This window comes from Rhodococcus sp. NPDC055112, assembly GCF_053607505.1.
The window spans coordinates 1-21903 of sequence record NZ_JBSGTR010000007.1 but is presented as its reverse complement, the minus strand read 5'-3'; the positions used below and the strand labels follow the sequence as shown (position 1 = coordinate 21903).

The window sequence follows — 21903 nt, the reverse complement described above, 5'->3', positions numbered from 1 at the left end:
GGCAGGCTTCTTTGCGAATCGACGACAACGGAGGTTTCGGCGAGATGGGTCACTACAAGAGCAACGTGCGCGATATTGAGTTCAACCTGTTCGAGGTGCTCGGGATCGGAGAACTGCTCGACGGTGGTGCCTACGGCGACCTCGACGCCGACACCGTGCGCAACATCCTCGCGGAGGTCGCGAGGCTGGCCGAGGGGCCCGTCGCCGCGTCTTTCGCCGACGCGGACCGACATCCCGTCGAGTTCGACGCCAAGAACCACGCGATCATCGTCCCCGATCCGCTGCGCAAGACGGTCGAGGCGGTGCAGGAGGCCGGGTGGTCGCGCCTCGGGCTGCCCGAGGGTGTGGGAGGTGTGCCCGCGCCTGCACCTCTGGTCTGGGCGATCGGTGAGATGCTGGTCGCGGCGAACGGAGCGGCGAGCTTCTTCAACATGGGCCCGCTGATGGCCAGCGTGCTCTACACCGTGGGGACCGAGCAGCAGAAGCACTGGGCCAAGGCGGGTCTCGAGCGCGGGTGGGCGGGCACCATGGTGCTGACCGAACCCGATGCGGGGTCCGATGTCGGTGCGGGCCGAACGAAGGCGACCCAGCAGAACGACGGCACGTGGCACATCGAGGGCGTCAAGCGGTTCATCTCCGGCGGCGACGTCGGCGACACCGCCGAGAACCTCTTCCATCTGGTGCTGGCACGTCCCGAGGGCGCGGGCCCGGGGACGAAGGGCCTGAGCCTGTTCTACGTCCCGAAGTTCCATTTCGATCCGGACACCCTCGAACTCGGTGAGCGAAACGGCGTGTACGTCACCGGCGTCGAGCACAAGATGGGCATCAAGTCCTCACCCACCTGTGAGCTGACCTTCGGTGCCACCGGAGTGCCTGCCGTCGGCTGGCTCGTCGGCGACGTCCACAATGGCATCGCCCAGATGTTCCAGGTGATCGAGAACGCGCGAATGATGGTGGGCACCAAGGCCGCCGGGACGCTGTCCACCGGGTATCTGAACGCCCTGGCGTACGCCAAGGAGCGCGTGCAGGGCGCGGACCTCACCGAGATGACGGACAAGACCGCACCCCGGGTGACCATCACCCACCACCCCGACGTACGCCGCAGCCTGGCGATGCAGAAGGCGTACGCGGAGGGCCTGCGCGCCATGTACCTCTACACCGCCGCGCATCAGAACGCCGATGTCGCCGAGCTGGTGTCCGGTGCCGACGCCGAGCTGGCTGAGCGGGTGAACGACCTGCTGCTGCCGATCGTCAAGGGCGTCGGCTCCGAGCGGGCCTATGAGCTGCTCACCGAGAGCCTGCAGACCCTCGGTGGTTCCGGCTACCTGCAGGACTACCCGATCGAGCAGTACATCCGCGATGCCAAGATCGACACCCTCTACGAGGGCACCACGGCAATCCAGGCGCAGGACTTCTTCTTCCGGAAGATCGCCCGCGACCGTGGGGTGGCGCTCGCACACGTGGCCGGTCAGGTGCGCCAGTTCATCGACAGCGCCGCGGGCAACGGCCGCCTCAAGACCGAACGGGCGCTGCTCGAGACCGCGCTCAGCGAAGTGCAGGAGATGGCGGGGATCCTGACCGGATACCTGATGGCCTCCCAGCAGCAGCCGACCGAGCTGTACAAGGTGGGTCTCGGCTCGGTGCGCTTCCTGTACGCCGTCGGCGACCTGCTCATCGCCTGGCGCCTCCTGGCGCAGGCGGAGGTGGCGCTGGCCGCATTGGACGGCGACGCGCAGGCCAAGGACCGGTCGTTCTATCGGGGCAAGGTCGCGGTGGCGTCGTTCTTCGCCAAGAACGTCCTGCCGCACCTGGCCGCGACGAAGGTGGTCCTCGAGACGATCGACAACGAGATCATGGAGCTGGAGGAAGAGGCGTTCTAGCGGTGCAGGCGGGGCTCTGAGGGAACCGAACGGGCCCCGGCTGCGTCTGTACTCCTGACAGGAGTATTCGGCGGGGGGAGTCGCGGTGGGGGAGCGTTTCGAACTGGACGTGGCGGCGTTGCGAACCGTCACGGCGGGGTTCCTCACCTCCGCGGCAGCGCTGGACGCGGCGGTGACGGCGCTGCGGAGCCGTGACGAACGGCTCGCCGGTCCCGTGCTGGCCTGGGCGGAGGCGACGAGGTCGAACGCCAACCGGCTGGAGCGGACGACGACCGAGTACGTGCGGCAGGAGCGGGAGAACGCCGAGACCGTCGGCGGGGCGGACAGGTGAACGCGGCCGGGTCGGACGAGCTGGCGTACTTCGCCCGGTTCCTGCCGCGGCTGGGGGCCGTGACCGAGCCTGCGATCGACTACGACCAGCTCAGCGAGCGGTACTTCGGTGGCACCGTGAGTGATCTCGCGGCGCTGCGCGCGGATGCGGACGTGGTCGGGGCGGCGGTCGACACGATGTGGGCGCAGTGTGACGCTCAGCAGCAGCTGATCCTCGGCCTCGCGGCTGGGTGGGAGGGCGCCGCGGCCGATTCGGCGCGGGCGGCCCTCGTCGCCGACCTCGATCGCGCCCGCGCGAGCACCGAGGCCATGGCGGCCGTGCACGATGCACTGCTCGCGGCCGCCGATGTCATCGCGGCGGTGGTCGCCGCGAACGCCACCGTGATGAGCGAACTCGACGCCACACAGATCGGTGGGCGTACCCCGGCGGAGGTCGACCTGATGATCGCGCTCGCGCGGCTCGAGCCCGGCGACCACGCGTGGGGGCTGTTGCGGCAGGCGTCGGGGCTGTTCGCCGAGCTGACCCCGATGATCCCGTCCGTGGTGCGCCCTGGCGCCCTGGTCGGCGACCGGCTTCTCGACGTCGCCGTCGACCTCGCCTCGACGTGGTTGAGCGAGGTGTTCGTGCCGCACGTGCACGCGCAGCTCGCAGGCGTGCTCGAGCTGTGCGACGCGACGGCGAGGGCGATCGACAGCGCGCACCGGTTGGTCTCGGACGCAATGGAACTCGCCGGTTCCGATCCGGACGGATTCGGTCCGGTCGACCGGGTGGCCGAGCCCGTCGCAGCAATCAGCCCGTCGGCTCCCGCTCAGTCGCCCGTCGCGCCGGTGGCGGCCGCCGAACCGGCGGTGACGATGGTCGTCGTCGAGACCGCCGAGGGCCAGACCCTGCAGCTGGTGCGGGACGGCGAGCCGAGGACCTACCGTGTCGAGATCGGTACCGATGGTGGTACCTATGTGAATGCGATTCGCGGGCACACGAATCCGCGCCGCTCACGGAACCGCCGGAACCTGCGTCCCCCGATCTCACCGCCGACCAGGGGGATCGCCCAGTGCCCGAATCTCCGGTGCCCGAATCCCCGGTTCCGGTGATGCCGCCCGCCCCGACGCAGCGGCAGGCCCGCGACGGCGGGTCGAAGGCCCACACCCGGACCGTCGACGAGCAACCGGCCGACCCGGCACCGGAATCGGGGGCCGAACTGGCCGAGGCCGGTCCGCTGTGAGGAACCGGCTCACGGCAGAGTCGGTGCTGGCCGAGCATTCCGCCGCGCTCGACCGGATCCGGGTCGGCATCGCGGACGCGAACCTCGCCGCCGAGGCACGCTCGCGTCAATTGTGTTCCGCGGCAGTGGACTCACCGGCCGCGGAGACGGAGCAGGCCGACGGCTACCCGGTGAGCTGGCTCGTCTGATCGGCGGCCGGCTCGACTGCAAGGGAGCCGGGGAGCTGGGCGCCGGGCAGCGCGAACTGCTCGTACCGGGTCTCGCCGAGCAGGTGATAGAGCAGGTATCCGGTCAGCAGCGCGCGGGTCGTCTTCTGCGTCCGGCGCTCTGATCCGCCGAGTCCGAGGGCGCCGAGCAGCCTGCGGCCCTCGGCGAGTCCGCTGGCGGATCCGCCGTCGACCGTCCGAAGGATCGCCTGACCTCCCCATGCCTCGGCGATCGAGCGGGCATTGCAGTTCAGCGAATCGATGTCCTCGTCGCCCGCGATGATCAGCCCGGGACAGGCGAGGGCTGCGGCGGATTTCTCGGCCGACGGCGAGGTCGGTGCCGGGAACAGTGCGGCGACGGCAGCGGCCGGGCCGTGCTGGGCGGCCGCGATCACCGCCGCGCCCGCCCCCATGCCGTGGCCTGCGTAGGCGACCCGGGTCGGGTCGACGCTGATCTTCCCGGGGCCGAGACGCACGCCCGCACAGATGTCGACCGCGGTCCGCAGGTCCGCGGCGAGGCCGAGGTGCGAGGGGACCGGGGTGCGCTGGGTGGCGGGTGCGGCCACGACCAGGCCCCAGGACGCGAGGTGGGTGAGGGTCTGGGCGTACCTGTCGACGCCGGTCATCCAGCCGTGTGCGAACGCGACCGCGGGAAGCGAGAAGCCTTCCGCCGGTGTGTACACCACACCGGGCTGGCCCGCGAGGGAGAGGTCGCCGCGCAGCACCTTGTGCGGACCGCGCTTAGATAGCTGAGAGGCCAGGGTCTTCGGAGTCGGCGCCACGAGGATGACCGTATCCGATCGAGAACCACGAGGGAGAAGCGACAAGTGTTTGGCATTCCGGTACCGCTGCCCCGCGATCTGCCGCGCGCGTTCGAGAACGTGCTCGCCCGGCTCGGGTCGAACGGGCTCGCGGACCTGCGGCCGACACCGTCGGAGGTCGTCGACTCGAACGACGAGCGCACGATCCGTCGGTTCCGCTCCGCCGACAGTCCGGCGACGGGCGCGCCCCTGCTGTTGGTGACACCGCTGGCGGCCACCTCCGTCGCCTTCGACCTGCGTCGCGGTTGCAGCGTCGTCGAGTACCTGATGGAAACCGGCCGCGACGTGTACGTCGTGGACTACGGCCCGGTGAACTTCCAGGACAGGAGCCGCGGCTTCGAGCACTGGGTGGACGATGTGATCCCCGATGCGGTGCAGGTGGTCAGTGACGATGCAGGCGGCGCGCTGGTGCACCTCGCGGGCTGGTCGCTTGGCGGGATCTTCGCGGTCTATGCGGCCGCGGCACATCCGGAGCTGCCGTTGGCCTCGCTGACCCCGATCGCCAGCCCCTTCGACCTGCGGCAGGTTCCGTTGTTCGCGACCCTGCGTCCGCTGGACCGGCTGTTCGGGCCCTATACGATCGCGCCCCTTTACAGGGCGCTCGGCACCATCCCGGCCCCGCTGACCAGCCTCGGCTTCAAGGCGGCGAGCATCGACAAGTACATGACCAGGCCGTTCACCATCCTCGCCAACCTCGACGACAGGGACCACCTCGAGCAGCTCGAGGCGGTGGACCGCTTCATGAACAGCATGTATGCGTACCCGGGTCGCACATTCGGCCAGCTCTATCACGTGGTGATGCGGTCGAACGAGTTCGCGACCGGCCACATGGAGATCGGTGGCCGCCGGGTGAGTCTGAGCAACATCGACATACCGACCATGGTCATCGCGGGCGCGGGCGACGGGCTCGCGCCCGTGAAGGCCGTCCACCACCTGACCGACCTGCTCACCGGGTCGCTGTCGGTCCGGTTCGGTGCGTTCCCGGGCGGGCACCTCGGCGTGCTCACGGGCCGCGCCGCCCGCGAGACGATGTGGCCCGCACTCGCCGACTTCCTGGCCAGCTCCGAGCCGGATATCACAGCACAATAACTGCCGGTTGCGCATGGAAATCTGAATGTCGCAAAAGCATCACGATCGGGGGTTCCGGTCTGTTTGAATTCGCGGGAATCCCCGACTATCCGGACGGTGCACCTTGCGCAGAGCAGCATATTGTCTCGCACTCTCGTTCCTGTTTCTCCTGGTCGCCGGTCCCACGCCTGCCGTAGCGCAACCGGGTCCCTCGGTGCTGGGGGTGGGGGAGTATCCGCGCCTGGTTCGGCTCAAGCAATCGGGCACGATCCTGGCGTCGATGACCAGCCGCGATGCGCAGGGTTACTTCTCGCCGATCCTCGAGAGCACCGACGACGGCGCCAGCTTCCATCCGATCGGCGCGGTCCGTGACCCCGAGGCCAACTCGGGGCTGTGCTGCAGCACCCTCTACGAGGTGCCGCAGCAGACAGGCCTGCTGCCGCCGGGAACGCTGCTGTGGGCGGGCACGGTCGGGTACGAGGCGGGCCGCGACCGGCGGATCGCGATCAAGGTGTGGGCGAGCTGGAACGGCGGCCGGGACTGGGTGCCGCTCGGCGTCGCGGCCCGGTCCCCGAACCACGAGGGCGTCTGGGAGCCCGAGTTCGTCGTCGATGCGGCGGGCACCCTGTGGCTGTACTACGCCGACGAGACCGAGATGCCCCGGCACTCGCAGGTGCTGAGCAGGGTGTCCTCCGTCAACGGCCTGGACTGGGTGGACAAGCAGGTGATCCTCGCGCGTGATCCGCAGCGCGTGCGTCCCGGCATGGCCGTGGTGACCCGGCTGGCCGACGGACGGTTCGCCTCGACCTACGAGATGTGCAACTTCGGGGCCGAGTACTGCAGCCCGTACGTCAAGGTCTCGCACGACGGTGTCAACTGGGGCGCGACGACCGACCCGGGGGTCCGGGTGACCACCGCCGACGGCAGCTACTTCCAGCACTCGCCGTACCTGCAGTCCGTGCCGGGCGGGCCCAACGGCACCCGACTGGTGCTCGGCGGCCAGACCTACGTCGGCAAGGACGGCAAGCCGTCGGCGAAGAACGGCAGGGTCCTGCTCGCCAACGACAACTTCGGGGCGGGCAACTGGTTCGAGATCCCGGCGCCGGTGGCGGCGCCGAGCGCGAAGAACAAGACCTGTGCGAACTACAGCTCTCCGCTGCTGCCGGTCGCGGGCGGGTCCAGGGTTCTGCAGGTGGCCGTCGAACTGCACAACGGGGTGTGCACGGCGTTGTTCGGCACCGGTCCGGTCGCACCGTGACCCAGGTCACCCGCCGCCCGCGCCCTCCCGGTCGGCAGGGGTTCGACAGCCCAGTACCCTGGTGACCCATGTGCGGAATCGTGGGATACGTCGGCCACCGCCAGGCGCTGGACGTCGTGGTGGAGGCGCTGCGCCGGATGGAGTATCGCGGCTACGACTCGGCAGGCATCGCCGTCCTCGACGGTGCGGGCGGCGTCGCGATCGAGCGTAAGGCGGGCAGGCTGGCCAACCTCGAGGCCGAGCTCGCGGAGACCGGCACCGAGCGCTTCGTCGGCACCACCGGCATGGGCCACACCCGCTGGGCGACGCACGGCAGGCCGACCGACCGCAACGCGCACCCGCACCGGGATTCCGGGGGCAAGGTCGCGGTCGTGCACAACGGCATCATCGAGAACTTCGCGCCGCTGCGTGCCGAGCTCGAGAACGACGGCGTCGAGTTCGCCTCCGACACCGACACCGAGGTGGCGGTGCACCTGGTTTCGCGGGCCTACGCCTCCGGCGACACCGCCGGCGACTTCGTGGAGAGCGCCAGGTCGGTGATCCGCCGCCTCGAGGGCGCGTTCACCCTGGTGTTCACGCACGCCGACCACCCGGACACCATCGTCGCGGCCCGCCGGTCCACCCCGCTCGTGATCGGCGTCGGCGAGGGCGAGACCTTCCTCGGATCCGATGTCGCGGCGTTCATCGAGCACACCCGCGACGCGGTCGAGCTCGGTCAGGACCAGGTCGTCGTCATCACCGCCGACGGCTACACGGTGACCGACTTCGACGGGAACGAGGACGTCCCCACGCGTCCGTTCCGGATCGACTGGGACCTCGCCGCCGCGGAAAAGGGCGGCCACGACTACTTCATGCTCAAGGAGATCCAGGAGCAGCCGGCGGCGGTCGCGGACACCCTGCTCGGGCACTTCGACGCAGGTCGCATCGTGCTCGACGAGCAGCGGCTCTCCGATCAGGAGCTCCGCGACGTGGACAAGGTGTTCGTGGTGGCCTGCGGCAGCGCCTACCACTCCGGCCTGCTCGCCAAGTACGCGATCGAGCACTGGACCAGGCTGCCGGTGGAGGTGGAGCTGGCCAGCGAATTCCGTTACCGCGACCCGGTTCTCGACCGTTCGACGCTCGTCGTCGCGATCTCTCAGTCCGGTGAGACCGCGGACACCCTCGAGGCGGTGCGGCACGCGAAGGACCAGAAGGCGCGGGTGCTCGCGGTGTGCAACACCAACGGGTCCCAGATCCCGCGCGAGGCCGACGCCGTCCTCTACACCCGGGCGGGACCGGAGATCGGTGTCGCGTCCACCAAGGCCTTCCTGGCCCAGGTGACCGCGAACTATCTGGTGGGGCTGGCGCTGGCGCAGGCGCGCGGCACCAAGTACCCGGACGAGGTGGCCAGGGAGTACCGCGACCTCGAGGCCATGCCGGAGCTGGTCGCGCGCGTGCTGCAGACGGTCGAACCGGTCCGGGCGCTGGCGCGGGAACTGGCGCACTCGCCGACCGTGCTGTTCCTCGGACGCCACGTCGGGTACCCGGTGGCGCTCGAGGGTGCGCTCAAGCTCAAGGAGCTCGCGTACATCCACGCCGAGGGATTCGCCGCGGGCGAGCTCAAGCACGGGCCGATCGCGCTGATCGAAGAGGGCCTTCCGGTCATCGTCGTGATGCCGTCGCCGAAGGGTCGCGCTGTCCTGCACTCGAAGCTGGTCTCCAACATCCAGGAGATCAAGGCGCGCGGCGCGCGGACCATCGTGATCGCGGAGGAGGGCGACGAGGCGGTGCGCGCGCACGCCGACCACCTCATCGAGATCCCGGCGGCGCCGAGCCTGCTGCAGCCGCTGCTGTCCACCGTGCCGTTGCAGGTGTTCGCTGCCGAGGTCGCGCAGACCCGCGGTTACGACGTGGACAAGCCGCGCAACCTGGCGAAGTCGGTCACCGTCGAATAGTTCACCGAGGTGAGGGGCGCCGTCATCGCACGATGACGGTGCCGCTCATCTGCGGGTGCAGGGTGCACTCGTAGGGGTAGGTGCCCTGCCTCATGAACGTGTGGCTGAATTCGCCCTCGGACATCGTCTCGCTTGCGAAGTTGTCCTGCGAGGTCGCCCGCGAGGTCGCGGTGACGTTGTGCTCCACGCCCTCGTCATTGAACTCCCAGGTGACGGTGTCACCCATGAGGATTCGGGCGGTCGTAGGCCAGAAGGCATAGTTGTTGATCTCGACCGTCTTGGTCCGCGCCTGCGCCGGACCAGCTGTTCCCGCGAGAACCGACGCGACCAGAAGTCCCGTTGCGATGGTGGCGCCGAGTGCGCGCATGGATAAAGGGTAGCCCCGAAAGACTGCCGTGGCGATACGGTGATTCGATGCGCGACTACTTCACGGCCGACCAGGTGCGGGCCGCGGAGGCCCCGCTGCTCGCCGCGCTTCCCGACGGCGCCCTGATGCGCCGCGCCGCATACGGACTGGCCGCCGTGGTGGCGTCGGAACTACGTTCGCGCACCGGAGGTGTGGCGGGCAGGCGAGTGACCCTGCTGGTCGGCTCAGGAGACAACGGCGGGGACGCGCTGTGGTCGGGGGCGATGCTGCGTAGGCGCGGGGTCGCGGTCCTGGCGGTCCTGCTCGATCCCGTCCGGGTCCACGCCGCGGGGCTGGCGGCGTTGCGGGCCGTCGGCGGGCGGGTCGCGGTGGGCGCCGAAGCGGATCTCGGCGACCCCGACCTGGTGGTCGACGGCATCGTGGGGATCTCGGGCCGGGGGCCGTTGCGGCCGCCTGCCGCCGCCCTGGTGGCCAGGATCGGCGTGCCGATCGTCGCGGTGGACCTGCCGAGTGGGGTCGATCCCGACACCGGGGTCACGGCGGGGCCCGCCGTGGCGGCCTCGGTCACGGTCGCATTCGGGGCGCTCAAGCCCGTGCACGCCCTCGCGGCCGCGCACTGCGGCCGGGTGGAACTCGTCGACATCGGCCTCGACCTCCCTGACGCCTCGGTCCGGACACCGACCGCGGCCGAGATCGGCGCTCGCTGGCCGATGCCGGGGCCCGCGGACGACAAGTACAGCCAGGGCGTTGTCGGGGTGATCGCGGGCAGCGCACGCTATCCCGGTGCGGGCGTGCTGTGCGCGGGAGCGGCGGTCACCGCCACGTCCGGCATGGTGCGGTATGCGGGAACCGCTGCGCCCCAGGTTCTCTCACGCTGGCCGGAGGTTGTCGCGGTGGAGGGGTTCGGTGCCGCCGGCCGGGTGCAGGCCTGGGTGGTCGGCCCGGGGATGGGCGTCGACGAGGAGGCGCTGACGGTGCTGCGCGCGGTCCTCGGCACCGACCTGCCGGTGCTGGTGGACGCCGACGCCCTCACGCTGGTGGCCGAGGAACCCGGGCTCGTCGCGGGCCGGTCGGCGCCGACGTTGCTGACCCCGCATGCGGGGGAGTTCGCCCGGCTCACCGGGCGCGATCCCGCCGCCGACCGGGTGGCGGCGACCCGAGACCTCGCGGCCGAGTGGGGGACCGGCGTGCTGCTCAAGGGGCGGTGCACGGTGGTGGCAGATCCGGACGGATCGGTCCTGCTCAACGAGGCCGGTGGCTCCGCGGCCGCGACGGCAGGCGCAGGGGACGTGTTGGCGGGCGTCATCGGTGCCCTCATGTCGACCGGACTGGCGCCGCTCACCGCCGCGGCGATGGGCGCCCGCGCGCACTCGCTGGCCGCCAATCTGGCCGCGGGGCAGGGCTCGGGCACGGCCGCCCCCATCTCGGCCGATGCGCTGCTATCGCAGGTCAGGGCCGCGGTGAGGGTGCTTCGTGCCCAAGCGGTGCCCTAAATGTGACCTCGTTAGTGATGGAAATCATTTGGCCTTTCGGCGGTCAATGGCAGGATCGTGGATCGTGACCTCCGACTTGTCCGTATGGGACGATCTGCGTATGACTTCCGCGGTTGGCCCGTCCGCGCCGCAAGCGGAAGCGCTGATCGATCTCGATGCGATCGCCCACAACGTCCGTCTGCTGTGTGAACACGCGGGCGACGCCGCGGTGATGGCCGTGGTCAAGGCCGACGCCTACAACCACGGGGCGGCAGCGGTGGCGCGCACGGCGCTCGCGTCGGGGGCCGCCGAGCTGGGGGTCACCACGGTCGGCGAGGCCATGGAACTGCGGGCCGCGGGCATCGACGCACCGATCCTGTCCTGGCTGCACACTCCCGACACGGACTTCACCGCCGCGATCGCAGCAGACATCGAACTGAGCGTCTCCTCGCCCCGACACCTGAGATCGGTGGTCGCGGCGTCCCGCGCGCTCGGGTCCACGGCGACCGTCTCCCTCAAGGTCGACACGGGCCTGGGGCGCAACGGTGTCTCGCCGTTCGAACTCGAGGACACCCTCCACGATCTGGCCAGGGCGGAGGCCGAGGGTGCGGTGCGGCTGCGCGGGATGTTCTCGCACCTGGCGCACGCCGACCAGCCGCACCATCCGGTGATCGACACCCAGGCGGCCCGCCTCGAGCAGGCCGTGGCCGCGGCCAGGCGGGTGGGACTGCGTCCGGAGCTGGTGCACCTGGCGAACTCGGCCGCCGTCCTCACCCGGCCGGACCTGCGTTTCGACATGGTCCGCCCCGGAATCGCGATCTACGGGCTCTCGCCGGTGCCGGAACTCGGCGGGTTCGGACTGCGGCCCGCCATGACACTGCGGGCGCGGGTGGCGCTGGTGAAGAAGATCGCCGCGGGCGAGGGCGTGTCCTACGGGCACACCTGGATCGCGCCCCGCGACACCACGGTCGCCCTGCTGCCGGTCGGCTACGCCGACGGCATCCCGCGTGCCCTCGGTGGCCGCTTCGAGGTGCAGATCGGTGGTCGGCGCCACCCGCAGATCGGCCGGGTGTGTATGGACCAGGTGGTGGTGGACCTCGGACCGGATCCCGCGGGGATCGCGGAGGGCGACGTGGCCGTGCTGTTCGGCAGCGGCGACGACGGCGAACCGGTGGCCCAGGACTGGGCCGACGTTCTCGACACCATCCACTACGAAGTGGTGACCGGGGTTCGGGGGCGAATCGTCCGGGGCTTCACCGGCAGGGAGGGCCTGCGATGAATCCGTTCGGGAAGGCGGGCCTCGTCGGCGGCGCTGTCAGCGCCGCCGCGCTCGGCGCGCTGGCGGGGGTCACCGTCGGGCACCGTCCGGCCGCCCGCCGCGGTGGCAGACGAGACCGGTACGCCAAGGAGGACTTCCGGTTGATGAGCGCCGACCGCGCCAGCATCGTCGCGGCCGAGGACGGCACGGCGCTCGCGGTCCGGGAGGTCGGTCCCGCGGATGCCCCCGTCACGGTGGTCTTCGTGCACGGCTACTGCCTGCGGATGGAGTCCTGGCATTTTCAGCGGCGCCAGCTCGAGAAGCGTTGGGGCAAGGCGGTTCGGATGGTCTTCTTCGATCAGCGCGGGCACGGCCGGTCCGGGGTCTCTGCGCCCGCGAGCTGCACCATCGGTCAGCTGGGCCGGGATCTCGATGTGATCCTCCAGGCCGTCGCGCCAAGGGGTCCCGTGGTGCTCGTCGGACACTCGATGGGCGGCATGACGATCCTGGCGCTGGCAAGGCAGGTGCCGGAGTTGTTCGGTACCAAGGTGATCGGGGTCGGTCTCATCTCCACCGCGGCCGAGGGTCTGAACAAGACCGGGCTGAGCAGGAACCTGCAGAACCCCGTGATCGACGCGTTCCGGCTCGCGGTTCGCACCTCGCCGGGCCTGGTCCAGTTCGGGCGCGGCGCCGCGCGCATGCTGATCTCCCCGATCCTGCGCTCCGCCTCGTACGGAACCGATGTCAGCCCATCGCTGATGCGGTTCTCCGAGTGGATGCTCAACCAGACGTCGGTGACCACGATCGTGAACTTCCTCAAGTCCCTTGAGTTGCACGACGAGTCGGCGGCGCTGCCGGTCATCGCCGAGCTGCCGTCGCTGGTGCTCTGCGGGGATGCGGACATGATCCTGCCGTTCTCCCAGTCCGAGGCGATGGCGGCCGAGCTGCCGGAGTCCGAGCTGGTGCGGGTGGTCGGCGGCGGGCACCTGGTGCAGCTCGAGTTCCCGATCCGGGTGACGGATGCGATCGACCGACTTGTCGGCCGCTCCATTGCCGAGCAGGGCGATTCCGAACGGACGGTTGTCGGTGGCTGACCACGATCCCCGCACGATCCACCTGCCGACGACCGAGGACACCGAGGCGTTCGGCAGGCGCCTCGCCCTCGAGCTGAACGCGGGCGACCTGGTGGTGCTCGACGGCCCGCTCGGCGCGGGTAAGACCGCGCTCTCGAGGGGAATCGCGGCCGGGCTCGGCGTGCAGGGCCGGGTCAGCTCGCCGACGTTCATCATCGCCCGCGAGCACCGCGCGGGCGGCGAGCGTCCCGGCGGCGGTGAGCCGGTGGCGATGGTGCACGTCGACGCGTACCGGCTCGGCATCGGTGCCGATCCGGGACAGACCTTCGACGAGCTGGACGCCCTGGACCTGGACACGGACCTCGCGGGTGCCGTCGTGGTGGTCGAGTGGGGCGAGGGCGTCGTCGAGCATCTGGCCGAGCGGCATCTGCTGGTGCGGTTGCGGCGCGAACCGGAGTCGGACGTGCGCACGGCGCAATGGGCCTGGGTCTCCTAGGTATCCTCGGTAATCGTGCTCGTACTCGCGGTCGATACCGCCACGCCTGCCGTAACAGCCGGGGTGGTGCGCCTTGAGGGCGACACCCCACGAACCCTGGCGACCCGGATCACGGTCAACGCGCGGGCCCACGCGGAGGTGCTGACCCCGCACATCCTCGAATGCCTCGCCGAGGCAGACCTCGCCCCGACGGATCTCGACGCCGTCGTGGTCGGGTGTGGCCCCGGCCCCTTCACCGGCCTCCGGGTCGGCATGGCCACGGCCGCCGCGTTCGGAGATGCCCTCGGGATTCCCGTGCACGGTGTCTGCAGCCTGGACGCGATCGCGATCGAGGCCGCGCTCGGACGGGATCTGCTGGTGGTCACCGACGCCCGCCGCCGCGAGGTGTACTGGGCGCGCTACAGCGGCGGTGCCCGCGTGCAGGGCCCGGAGGTGAACAAGCCCGCGGACCTGGAGCCGACTCCTTCCCAGGCGATCGCGGGATCGGCCGGACACGTCGACCTGTTCGACCTGCCAGTCGAGCCGGTCGAGACCCCGTCGCCGGGGGGCCTGGTCGCGGTGGCCGCCGCAGCGCTGCGTTCCGGCGCGGAGCCCGCGCCGTTGGTGCCGCTGTACCTGCGTCGCCCCGACGCGGTCGCCATCGCGGACCGGAAGAAATGACCGCGCGGATCGTCGGGATGACCGCGGCCGACGCAACCCGCTGCGAGGAGCTGGAGACGGTGCTGTTCCCCGGGGACAGCCCGTGGAGCGCGGAGGCCTTTCGGTCGGAGCTGACCGGGCCACACAACCGCTACTTCGTCGCCCGCGACGAGTCCGCCGCGTTGCTCGGCTACGCGGGGATCGCGCTGCTCGGCCGCGGGGCCGACGCCGAATCCGAGGTGCACACCATCGGGGTCGATCCCGCTCACCAGCGACGGGGTCTCGGCGCGCAACTGCTCGACGCGCTACTGCGCGAGGCAGATGAACACGGCGGTCCGGTGTTCCTCGAGGTCCGCACGGACAACGAGCCCGCGATCGCCCTTTACCGGGGAACGGGTTTCGAGATCGTCGGGACCCGAAGGAACTACTACCAGCCCAGCGGCGCCGACGCGTACACCATGCGCAGGCCCGCCGCCCGGGTCGAGGGGCAGCTGTCATGATCGTGATGGGGATCGAGAGCTCGTGCGACGAAACGGGTGTCGGCATCGTCAAGTGGCACGGGGACGGCACCTGCGAGCTCCTCGCCGACGAGGTGGCATCGAGCGTCGACCAGCACGCCCGCTACGGAGGCGTGGTGCCGGAGGTCGCCTCGCGCGCCCACCTCGAGGCGATCGTCCCGACCATGCGGCGGGCCCTCGCGCAGGCGGGGATCGCCAAGCCGGACGCGCTCGCGGTGACCATCGGACCGGGCCTGGCGGGGGCGCTGCTGGTCGGCGCGGCCGCAGCGAAGGCCTACGCCGCGGCCTGGGATGTCCCGTTCTATGCGTTGAACCACCTCGGCGGGCACGTCGCGGTGGACACCCTCGAACACGGCCCGATGCCGCCCTGCGTTGCGCTGCTGGTCTCCGGCGGGCACACCCACCTGCTGCATGTCGAGGATCTGGCGCGGCCGATCGTCGAGCTCGGCACCACGGTGGACGACGCCGCGGGCGAGGCGTTCGACAAGGTGGCTCGGCTGCTCGGACTCGGATTCCCCGGCGGCCCGGCGCTGGATGCGGCGGCGCAGGAAGGGGATCCGCGTGCCATCGCGTTTCCTCGCGGCATGACCGGACCGCGCGACGCCCGCTACGACTTCTCGTTCTCCGGGCTCAAGACGGCGGTCGCGCGTTTCGTGGAGTCGAAGGAGAGGGCGGGGGAGGAGCTCCCGATCCCCGACATCGCGGCGTCCTTCCAGGAGGCGGTGGCCGACGTGCTCACCATGAAGGCGGTGCGGGCGGCGACCGACGTCGGCGTCGACACCCTGGTGCTCGGCGGCGGGGCGACCGCGAACTCACGCATCCGTTCGCTCGCCGAGGAGCGTTGCGCCGCGGCCGGTTTGACCCTTCGCATCCCCAAGCCGCGTTTGTGCACCGACAATGGGGTGATGATCGCCGCGTTGGGAGCACACGTCATCGCCGGGGGCGCCACGCCGTCGCCGTTGACGGTCGCCACGGATCCGGGTCTCTCGGTGACCGTCAGCCAGTCACGGACGGCGAGCGATGGCAGATGAGACGTTCGAGAACCTGCCGAAGGAGCAGCGGCGCAGCCTGATCCGACGCGCAGCCTTCCGACCGCTCCTGAGTGCGGCCGCATTGGTGTTCGTGTACTTCGTCATCCCGATGGAGAACCTGGAGTCTGCCTCCGCGATCGGCGGGCTGGTGCTGGGGCTGATTTTCGTCGGTGGGCTCTTCGCCTGGCAGATCAGGAAGATCGTGCGTGCGGAGCATCCGGGGCTGCAGGCGATTGCGGGCCTCGGGCTAATGCTGCCGGGGTACCTGCTCGCGTTCGCGACGCTGTACCACCTGATGTCCGTGTCGGCGCCGGGGAACTTCAACGAGCCGCTGACGAAGGTCGATTCGCTGTACTTCACGCTGGTCTGTTTCTCGACCGTCGGGTTCGGGGACATCGCCGCGACCACCGAGGTCTCGCGGGCCATCGTCACGGCGCAGATCGTGGGGAACCTGTTCCTGATCGCGGTCGGTGTCCGCATCATCACGGCCGCGGTGCGGTTGGGACAGCGTCGCAAGGGCGCAGCGACGTGAGCGCGGGCGTCAGGCCCTGACGGGGGCGGACAATTCCAGCAGGGTCAGCCCGGTCGGCGCCTGGAGCAGGTCGTCGACCGTGACCCCGTCCAGCGAGTCGTAGAACGCGATCTGGGCGCGGCGCAGTGCGCTACGGAGGCGGCAGCCGCTGCGCAGTGGGCACGGATGGTCGCCCTCGCAGTTCACGACCTCCTCGTCACCCTCGAGGGCGCGGGCGAGCGTGCCCACCGAGGTGTGCCGGCCCGCCTCGGTGATCGTGAGCCCGCCGCCCCGACCGCGGCGGGCTTCGACCATGCCGAGTTCGCGTAGCCGGACAACGACCTTGGCCGTGTGCGTGTACGGAATCGACATCTGATCCGCCACCTGACTTGTCGTCAGGCCACCGCCTCCAGGGGAGGCGGCAAGGCGCATCACCACGCGCAGCCCAAGGTCGGTGAAACGCGTCAGCTGCACGTTCCGACCGTATGATACTTGCATCTGAGATGCAACATAACCGTCACGCCCGCGGCGAGACCAGCACCAGTTCGGTGTTGTGATCGACGGATCCGCCCATCAACTTCGGGTCGGCGTGGATGTCGTTGAAGGACAACTCGCGATACAGCGAGGCCAGGCCCTGCTGGCTGAAGTCCCCGTGCCGGACCTCGTACGGACTGTCCGATTCGACCAGCGTGGTCAGCAGCGAGAGCGTGCCATCGGTGTTGTCGACAACCTCGATCAGTCGCGCATGCTGCGGGAAGTCGATGTGCGAGGCGGTGTTGATCTCCCAGAAGCCCTGTGCGGCAGTGGCACCCGGGTGCGCCGTGATCTTGTTCTCGTGGGTGTGTCCGTTCACCCAGGCGAGCACGTTCGGGAAGCGGTGCAGCAGATCCAGCAGCTCGGGGCCGGAGTGGCGGCGCTCGCCCGGGTTCTCGGGGTCGGGCACCAGGTTGTCCATCGAGCCGCTGGTGTGGTGGCTGAACAGCAGGAAGTACGTGTCCTGCCGGGACTGCGTCACCGGGCGGCCGCCCGCGTCGAAGAAGCGGCTGCTGCCGGCCTGCAGGGTCTGCTCGATCCAGCGGAACTGGGCCTCGCCGAGGGAGCCCTCGACGAACCCGGCGCGGTTGGTGGAGTCCATGCTGATCCCGACCACCCCCGGCGCGATCTCGAACGAGTAGTAGCCGATGCCGGTCTCACCCGCGTCGGGGGCGAAGCCGTGGCCGACCGGACCGGGGCCTGCGTTCCTCGGGTCGAGGTGGGCGGCGATGTACTGCCGAGGGGTGAACGGTGCACGGTTGGCGTCGGGCGTGACGATGCGCGGCGGGGTGGTGACCGCGGCGAGGATGCTCGGCAGTGCCGCCGGGTCCGAGCTGGCGGCGCTGCCGATCGCGCGGGCCTGCTCGGAATCGGGTGTCTCGATCTTGATCGAGCCGGTGTACATGGCCTCGAGCGGTGCGATTCCGCTGGGGATGGTGCCCTGGATCGAGTCGTCGTGGTTGCCGAACACGCTGTACCAGGGTGTGCGCAGGCCCGGGCTCGTGACGGGCGTGAGGGCCGCGGCGCCGAGCAGTCCGGGCAGTTCCGGGAAGCCGGCCTTCTTGTAGATGTCGCGGATCGGTGACTCGGGGTTCCAGTACAGGTCCGCCCCGGAGTTCTGCACGCCCTCATAGCGATCCGCGGCACCGGTGTTCGGGATGAAGGTGCCGCCGTTGAGCGCGGTCAGCAGCCAGCCGAGCTCCGCGTGCTCCTTGTTGTCGGTGTTGTCGCCTGTGGTCACCACGGCGTCGAACGCGCGGCGGGTGTGCGGGCCGCCGGGCAGCGAGTTGATCCGCGAGACGAGCGAGACCAGGCCCTGCGTGGTGAGCGTCTCGTGCGGTCGGAACGCCGACCCGTTGAGCGGATGCACGTACTCGAATCGCATGGGGGACTGGGCGTCGACGATGTGCAGGTCGGTCAGCTGCACCACGGACGCGAGGGCCGTCCTGCGCTCCTCGCGACCCGACCGTGCCTCGGCGAGCTCGCCCCGCACGATCATCTGCCACCCGGGGCCCGCGGTGAGCGACCGGTAGCCGGATCCGCCGACGGGAGTCGCGACGGCCTCGAGCGTGGTCCCTGCGAAGGAGGCAGGCAGCGGGTCGGCCGCGGCGTACCAGGTACCCCACGGCGCCCTTCCGAATGCGCCGGCCCCGAGGGTTCCCGCGGCTCCGAGTCCGGCCAGTCCGATGAATGCGCGCCTGCTGATGTTTGCCACGGCGACGACTCTAGGTCACCTGTCGTACATCTTGGATTCACGCCGCCTCAATCGGACATCGGCCTGCGGCCGCGCGGTCGATCGGTCACCCCGACGTGAGGGTCGGCCCTTCCGGTGATGTGGATCCCCGCCCGCGAGCGAGCCGAACGGTGACGGTGGCGGTGGAGAGGACACGGCGAGCTCCGGTTCCTGTACCCGCCGACCTTGAGCGCTGGCACTCGCATGTATAGAGTGCTAGTTGGCGCTGACCGAGCCTCGGCACCCGCGACGACGGGGCTCGAGTGAGATGCCGCAAGCTAACGAACAAACCATCACGTCCTGGGAACAGCCCTGGACGCATAAACCCCTGAAAGTGGAGGGCTCATCGTGGCGAGCGTGAACATCAAGCCGCTCGAGGACAAGATCCTCGTCCAGGCCAACGAGGCCGAGACGACGACTGCCTCAGGCCTGGTCATCCCCGACACGGCCAAGGAGAAGCCCCAGGAGGGCACCGTCGTCGCCGTCGGCGAAGGTCGCGTGACCGACAAGGGAAACCGCATCCCGGTCGACGTCAAGGAAGGCGACACCGTCATCTACAGCAAGTACGGCGGAACCGAGATCAAGTACGCCGGCCAGGAGTACCTGATCCTCTCGGCACGTGACGTGCTGGCTGTCATCTCCAAGTAAGCCACTTGCGAACCGCCCCGGCGTCCCAACTCATGGACCCGGGGCGGATCGCGTTGACGGACCCTCCCAATCCAGGAGTTGCTGAGCAATATGTCCAAGGAAATCCAGTTCAACGAGACCGCGCGCCGGGCTCTCGAGCGCGGCGTCGACACGTTGGCGGACGCGGTCAAGGTCACCCTCGGCCCCCGCGGTCGGCACGTGGTGCTCGCCAAGGCGTTCGGCGGCCCCACGGTCACCAACGACGGCGTCAGCATTGCTCGCGAGATCGATCTCGAGAACCCGTTCGAGAACCTCGGCGCACAGCTCGTCAAGAGCGTCGCCACCAAGACCAACGATGTCGCGGGTGACGGCACCACCACCGCCACCGTGCTCGCCCAGGCGCTGATCCACGGCGGCATGAAGAATGTCGCTGCCGGCGCCAACCCGATCGCACTCGGTGTGGGGATCAGCCAGGCAGCAGATGCCGTGTCGGAGGCTCTCATCGCCGCCGCCACCCCCGTCGTGGGAAAGGAGGCGATCGCTCAGGTCGCCACCGTCTCCTCGCGCGACGAGGAGATCGGTGAGCTGGTCGGCGAGGCGATGACGCGGGTCGGCGTCGACGGCGTCGTCACCGTCGAGGAGTCCTCGACGCTGCAGACCGAGCTCGTCGTCACCGAGGGCGTGCAGTTCGACAAGGGCTACCTCTCGCCGTACTTCGTCACCGACATCGATGCGCAGCAGGCGATCTTCGAAGATGCGCTGATCCTGCTCTTCCGCGAGAAGATCAGCTCGCTGCCCGACTTCCTGCCGCTGCTCGAGAAGGTAGCCGAGGCGGGCAAGCCGCTGCTGATCATCGCCGAGGACGTCGAGGGCGAGGTGCTCTCCACCCTGGTGGTGAACTCCATCCGCAAGACGATCAAGGCCGTCGCGGTGAAGGCGCCGTTCTTCGGTGACCGGCGCAAGGCGTTCCTCGACGACCTCGCGGTCGTCACCGCGGGCACGGTCATCAACACCGATGTTGGCCTGACCCTCAAGGAGGCCGGGCTGGAGCTGCTCGGCAGCGCCCGTCGGGTCGTCGTCACCAAGGACGAGACGACCATCGTCGACGGCGCGGGCACCGAGGCGGACATCGAGGCCCGTGTCGGTCAGCTGCGTCGCGAGATCGAGAACAGCGACTCCGACTGGGACCGTGAGAAGCTCGAGGAGCGCCTCGCCAAGCTGTCCGGTGGCGTCGCGGTGATCAAGGTCGGCGCCGCCACGGAGACCGAGCTCAAGGAGCGTAAGTTCCGGGTCGAGGACGCGGTCAACGCGGCCAAGGCCGCGGTCGAGGAGGGCATCGTGCCCGGCGGCGGCTCCGCGCTGGTGCAGGCGGGCCAGACGCTCGGCGCGCTGGCCGCATCGCTCTCCGGCGACGAGGCGACCGGCGTCGAGGTCGTGCGCGCAGCGCTGTCGGCCCCGCTGTTCTGGATCGCCACCAACGCGGGCGTCGACGGCTCGGTCGTGGTCAGCAAGGTCGCCGAGGCGCCCAAGGGCCACGGCTTCAACGCCGCCACCCTCACCTACGGCGACCTGCTCGCCGACGGTGTGGTGGATCCCGTGAAGGTGACCCGCTCCGCGGTCGTCAACGCGGCGTCGGTCGCCCGCATGGTGCTCACCACCGAGGCCACGGTCGTCGAGAAGCCGGTCGAGGCCGTCGAGGCGGATCACGGCCACGGTCACAGCCACTAGCTCCACCGTCACCCACGGGTGACAACACGCCAGGCCCGGACGGATCTGGCGGTTCACACGGTCGTCGCAACACTCTCGACTGAGAGGTTGCGACGACCGTGTCGTTTTTCTGGGATGTGCCTCAGCACCGGGCACCGATCGAAGCCACTGTCACCGAGACCGGTGTGGTCGCGCGTGCCAGGTCGGTGTGAACGTACGGACCCCCAGGGGTTGGCGCGACGGAATCCGGAGCGCGGGACCGGGCAGGATCCACACCAATGGTCTTCTGCGTCAGTACTTCCCGAAGGGCACCGACCTGAGTGTCTCTGGTCCCGAAGTCCTCGAGCACGTCGCTCGCCAACTCAACACCCGTCCATGCACAACGCTCGACTGGGATACCCCAGCCGAGCGTCTGCGTGATCTGCCAGCCCGCTAGTTGGTGCGGATCTTCAGGCCGGGGTTGTCTGCGAGGATCGAGTTGATCGGCTGCGCCCACACCCGCGAGGAGCCATTGCACTCCCCGACCGCGCCGGAGCTCGTGATGCCCAGCGCCTTGGTGCCGGTCACGATGGGGCCACCGCTGTCACCACGTATCGTGCAAAGCTTCGAGACGAAGGCGTTGGGCACCGTTAGCTCACCGTTGTCCAAGTTCATGTTGATGTTGGTGATTTTGCCGCAGATGAAGTGGGTCATCATGCCGGACTTGCACACCGGCGCCCCGACCACGGGATCTGCGGTGCCGGTGATCGGCAGCGGGTCCCCGCCGTAGGTATTGATGAAGTTGTTCTTGAAACGGTGGGCGGCGGTGTCGCTGATCTTGATCACCGTGTAGTCGCCGCCATCGACGACCGACTTTTCGAAGATGCCGAGGCGAAAGCGGTCACTGTCGGACACATCCGAGTCGCCCGGGTGTGCGGGGTCCGGGTCACAGTGTCCGGCGGAGATGTTCACCGCGTTGCCGTCACCGTCGGTGCCGTTGAAACCGAACGAGCAGAACCAGTTGCCGGCGTCGTAGCCGGTGCCACCCGTGATGGCGTCGGGGGCCGGCGTGGGCTTGGTGGTGGTGGGCGCGGTCGTTGTGACGGTGACCTGCTGGGTGGTGGTGGATCCGGTGACGCCGTCGCGGCCGGAGAAGGTGGCCTTCATGGTCACCTTGCCTGCGGTCTTGGGTGGGGTCCACTGCTTGGTGGCGGTGCCGTCGGCGCCGACCGGCACCAC

At 69.7% G+C, this 21903-nt stretch carries 23 protein-coding genes and 1 pseudogene; 19 read left to right on the top strand and 5 right to left on the bottom strand.

Annotated features, from left to right (window positions below; genetic code table 11):
* The first annotated feature begins 44 nt into the window (after positions 1 to 44).
* The 5 genes from ACWFRB_RS05635 to ACWFRB_RS05615 all read left to right on the top strand — a co-directional run bounded on the left by ACWFRB_RS05635 (position 45) and on the right by ACWFRB_RS05615 (position 3621).
* On the top strand, positions 45 to 1880 hold the full coding sequence (locus tag ACWFRB_RS05635) for an acyl-CoA dehydrogenase (RefSeq protein WP_452639447.1): 1836 nt from the start codon (positions 45 to 47) through the stop codon (positions 1878 to 1880).
* Positions 1881 to 1965: 85 nt separating this feature from the next.
* Positions 1966 to 2211, top strand: coding sequence for a hypothetical protein (locus ACWFRB_RS05630; RefSeq protein WP_452639445.1), 246 nt, complete (start codon positions 1966 to 1968; stop codon positions 2209 to 2211).
* Positions 2208 to 3302, top strand: a complete 1095-nt coding sequence (locus ACWFRB_RS05625; protein WP_452639443.1) for a hypothetical protein — start codon at positions 2208 to 2210, stop codon at positions 3300 to 3302. Before ACWFRB_RS05630 ends, ACWFRB_RS05625 begins: the two co-directional genes overlap by 4 nt.
* The gene (locus tag ACWFRB_RS05620; RefSeq protein WP_452639442.1) at positions 3302 to 3433 is read left to right on the top strand and encodes a hypothetical protein; all 132 of its coding nucleotides are present in this window, start codon (positions 3302 to 3304) and stop codon (positions 3431 to 3433) included. Before ACWFRB_RS05625 ends, ACWFRB_RS05620 begins: the two co-directional genes overlap by 1 nt.
* Positions 3430 to 3621 (top strand): hypothetical protein, encoded by a 192-nt coding sequence (locus tag ACWFRB_RS05615; protein WP_452639441.1) that lies wholly within the window; start codon positions 3430 to 3432, stop codon positions 3619 to 3621. Before ACWFRB_RS05620 ends, ACWFRB_RS05615 begins: the two co-directional genes overlap by 4 nt.
* On the opposite strand, the gene ACWFRB_RS05610 is transcribed toward ACWFRB_RS05615, so the two are convergent.
* Positions 3597 to 4421, bottom strand: coding sequence for a poly(ethylene terephthalate) hydrolase family protein (locus tag ACWFRB_RS05610; protein ID WP_452639440.1), 825 nt, complete (start codon positions 4419 to 4421; stop codon positions 3597 to 3599). The two genes, ACWFRB_RS05615 and ACWFRB_RS05610, sit on opposite strands and share 25 nt — an antisense overlap.
* 45 nt (positions 4422 to 4466) lie before the next feature.
* On the opposite strand from ACWFRB_RS05610, the gene ACWFRB_RS05605 reads away from it, so the two are divergent.
* From ACWFRB_RS05605 to glmS, 3 genes are all read left to right on the top strand, one after another.
* Positions 4467 to 5549, top strand: coding sequence for an alpha/beta fold hydrolase (locus ACWFRB_RS05605; RefSeq protein WP_452639438.1), 1083 nt, complete (start codon positions 4467 to 4469; stop codon positions 5547 to 5549).
* 259 nt (positions 5550 to 5808) lie between these two features.
* Complete coding sequence (locus ACWFRB_RS05600; protein ID WP_452639436.1) at positions 5809 to 6786, top strand: hypothetical protein; 978 nt, start codon at positions 5809 to 5811, stop codon at positions 6784 to 6786.
* Between the two features lie 68 nt (positions 6787 to 6854).
* Positions 6855 to 8720 (top strand): glutamine--fructose-6-phosphate transaminase (isomerizing), encoded by a 1866-nt coding sequence (gene glmS / locus ACWFRB_RS05595; RefSeq protein WP_452639435.1) that lies wholly within the window; start codon positions 6855 to 6857, stop codon positions 8718 to 8720.
* Positions 8721 to 8742: 22 nt separating this feature from the next.
* Here glmS and ACWFRB_RS05590 read toward each other — a convergent pair whose 3' ends face one another.
* Complete coding sequence (locus ACWFRB_RS05590) at positions 8743 to 9087, bottom strand: cupredoxin domain-containing protein (protein ID WP_452639434.1); 345 nt, start codon at positions 9085 to 9087, stop codon at positions 8743 to 8745.
* 47 nt (positions 9088 to 9134) lie between these two features.
* On the opposite strand from ACWFRB_RS05590, the gene ACWFRB_RS05585 reads away from it, so the two are divergent.
* The 8 genes from ACWFRB_RS05585 (at position 9135) to ACWFRB_RS05550 (ending at position 16106) form a co-directional block, all read left to right on the top strand.
* Positions 9135 to 10580, top strand: coding sequence for an NAD(P)H-hydrate dehydratase (locus ACWFRB_RS05585; protein WP_452639433.1), 1446 nt, complete (start codon positions 9135 to 9137; stop codon positions 10578 to 10580).
* A 100-nt stretch (positions 10581 to 10680) separates the two neighbouring features.
* The gene (gene alr / locus ACWFRB_RS05580) at positions 10681 to 11838 is read left to right on the top strand and encodes an alanine racemase (RefSeq protein ID WP_452639431.1); all 1158 of its coding nucleotides are present in this window, start codon (positions 10681 to 10683) and stop codon (positions 11836 to 11838) included.
* The gene (locus ACWFRB_RS05575) at positions 11835 to 12911 is read left to right on the top strand and encodes an alpha/beta fold hydrolase (protein ID WP_452639430.1); all 1077 of its coding nucleotides are present in this window, start codon (positions 11835 to 11837) and stop codon (positions 12909 to 12911) included. The genes alr and ACWFRB_RS05575 overlap by 4 nt, the downstream gene beginning before the upstream one ends.
* Complete coding sequence (gene tsaE, locus ACWFRB_RS05570) at positions 12904 to 13386, top strand: tRNA (adenosine(37)-N6)-threonylcarbamoyltransferase complex ATPase subunit type 1 TsaE (protein WP_097210396.1); 483 nt, start codon at positions 12904 to 12906, stop codon at positions 13384 to 13386. Before ACWFRB_RS05575 ends, tsaE begins: the two co-directional genes overlap by 8 nt.
* Before the next feature lie 15 nt (positions 13387 to 13401).
* Positions 13402 to 14046, top strand: coding sequence for a tRNA (adenosine(37)-N6)-threonylcarbamoyltransferase complex dimerization subunit type 1 TsaB (gene tsaB, locus ACWFRB_RS05565; RefSeq protein ID WP_452639428.1), 645 nt, complete (start codon positions 13402 to 13404; stop codon positions 14044 to 14046).
* Positions 14043 to 14525, top strand: a complete 483-nt coding sequence (gene rimI, locus ACWFRB_RS05560; protein WP_452639426.1) for a ribosomal protein S18-alanine N-acetyltransferase — start codon at positions 14043 to 14045, stop codon at positions 14523 to 14525. Before tsaB ends, rimI begins: the two co-directional genes overlap by 4 nt.
* Positions 14522 to 15574, top strand: a complete 1053-nt coding sequence (tsaD, locus tag ACWFRB_RS05555) for a tRNA (adenosine(37)-N6)-threonylcarbamoyltransferase complex transferase subunit TsaD (RefSeq protein WP_452639424.1) — start codon at positions 14522 to 14524, stop codon at positions 15572 to 15574. Before rimI ends, tsaD begins: the two co-directional genes overlap by 4 nt.
* A complete protein-coding gene (locus ACWFRB_RS05550) occupies positions 15564 to 16106 on the top strand; it encodes a potassium channel family protein (RefSeq protein WP_452639423.1) in 543 nt (180 codons plus the stop codon). The genes tsaD and ACWFRB_RS05550 overlap by 11 nt, the downstream gene beginning before the upstream one ends.
* Positions 16107 to 16115: 9 nt before the next feature.
* Here ACWFRB_RS05550 and ACWFRB_RS05545 read toward each other — a convergent pair whose 3' ends face one another.
* Together ACWFRB_RS05545 and ACWFRB_RS05540 are read right to left on the bottom strand one after the other, a co-directional pair.
* Entirely contained in the window at positions 16116 to 16559 is a 444-nt protein-coding gene (locus tag ACWFRB_RS05545; RefSeq protein WP_452639422.1) for an RrF2 family transcriptional regulator, read from the bottom strand.
* Positions 16560 to 16602: 43 nt separating this feature from the next.
* Complete coding sequence (locus tag ACWFRB_RS05540; RefSeq protein WP_452639421.1) at positions 16603 to 18333, bottom strand: TIGR03767 family metallophosphoesterase; 1731 nt, start codon at positions 18331 to 18333, stop codon at positions 16603 to 16605.
* A 366-nt stretch (positions 18334 to 18699) separates the two neighbouring features.
* Between ACWFRB_RS05540 and groES the strand changes: the two genes are divergently transcribed.
* The 3 genes and pseudogenes from groES to ACWFRB_RS05525 form a co-directional block, all read left to right on the top strand.
* A complete protein-coding gene (groES, locus tag ACWFRB_RS05535; RefSeq protein WP_027501788.1) occupies positions 18700 to 18999 on the top strand; it encodes a co-chaperone GroES in 300 nt (99 codons plus the stop codon).
* Positions 19000 to 19089: 90 nt separating this feature from the next.
* Positions 19090 to 20706, top strand: coding sequence for a chaperonin GroEL (gene groL / locus ACWFRB_RS05530; RefSeq protein WP_452639420.1), 1617 nt, complete (start codon positions 19090 to 19092; stop codon positions 20704 to 20706).
* 250 nt (positions 20707 to 20956) lie between these two features.
* Positions 20957 to 21121 (top strand): annotated as a pseudogene (locus tag ACWFRB_RS05525) (IS30 family transposase); the annotation flags it as partial.
* On the opposite strand, the gene ACWFRB_RS05520 reads toward ACWFRB_RS05525, so the two are convergent.
* Positions 21118 to 21903 (bottom strand): S1 family peptidase (locus ACWFRB_RS05520; protein WP_452639419.1); only part of this gene is annotated, 786 nt, incomplete at its 5' end. The pseudogene ACWFRB_RS05525 and the gene ACWFRB_RS05520 overlap by 4 nt on opposite strands.

Bases quoted from the DNA above. Each gene is read 5' to 3' on its own strand.
- ACWFRB_RS05620 (WP_452639442.1), top strand. From the start codon at position 3,302: ATGCCGCCCGCCCCGACGCAGCGGCAGGCCCGCGACGGCGGGTCGAAG.
- groL (WP_452639420.1), top strand. From the start codon at position 19,090: ATGTCCAAGGAAATCCAGTTCAACGAGACCGCGCGCCGGGCTCTCGAG.
- rimI (WP_452639426.1), top strand. From the start codon at position 14,043: ATGACCGCGCGGATCGTCGGGATGACCGCGGCCGACGCAACCCGCTGC.
- tsaD (WP_452639424.1), top strand. From the start codon at position 14,522: ATGATCGTGATGGGGATCGAGAGCTCGTGCGACGAAACGGGTGTCGGC.
- alr (WP_452639431.1), top strand. From the start codon at position 10,681: ATGACTTCCGCGGTTGGCCCGTCCGCGCCGCAAGCGGAAGCGCTGATC.
- ACWFRB_RS05550 (WP_452639423.1), top strand. From the start codon at position 15,564: ATGGCAGATGAGACGTTCGAGAACCTGCCGAAGGAGCAGCGGCGCAGC.
- ACWFRB_RS05585 (WP_452639433.1), top strand. From the start codon at position 9,135: ATGCGCGACTACTTCACGGCCGACCAGGTGCGGGCCGCGGAGGCCCCG.
- ACWFRB_RS05575 (WP_452639430.1), top strand. From the start codon at position 11,835: ATGAATCCGTTCGGGAAGGCGGGCCTCGTCGGCGGCGCTGTCAGCGCC.
- ACWFRB_RS05635 (WP_452639447.1), top strand. From the start codon at position 45: ATGGGTCACTACAAGAGCAACGTGCGCGATATTGAGTTCAACCTGTTC.
- glmS (WP_452639435.1), top strand. From the start codon at position 6,855: ATGTGCGGAATCGTGGGATACGTCGGCCACCGCCAGGCGCTGGACGTC.
- ACWFRB_RS05590 (WP_452639434.1), bottom strand. From the start codon at position 9,087: ATGCGCGCACTCGGCGCCACCATCGCAACGGGACTTCTGGTCGCGTCG.
- ACWFRB_RS05600 (WP_452639436.1), top strand. From the start codon at position 5,809: ATGACCAGCCGCGATGCGCAGGGTTACTTCTCGCCGATCCTCGAGAGC.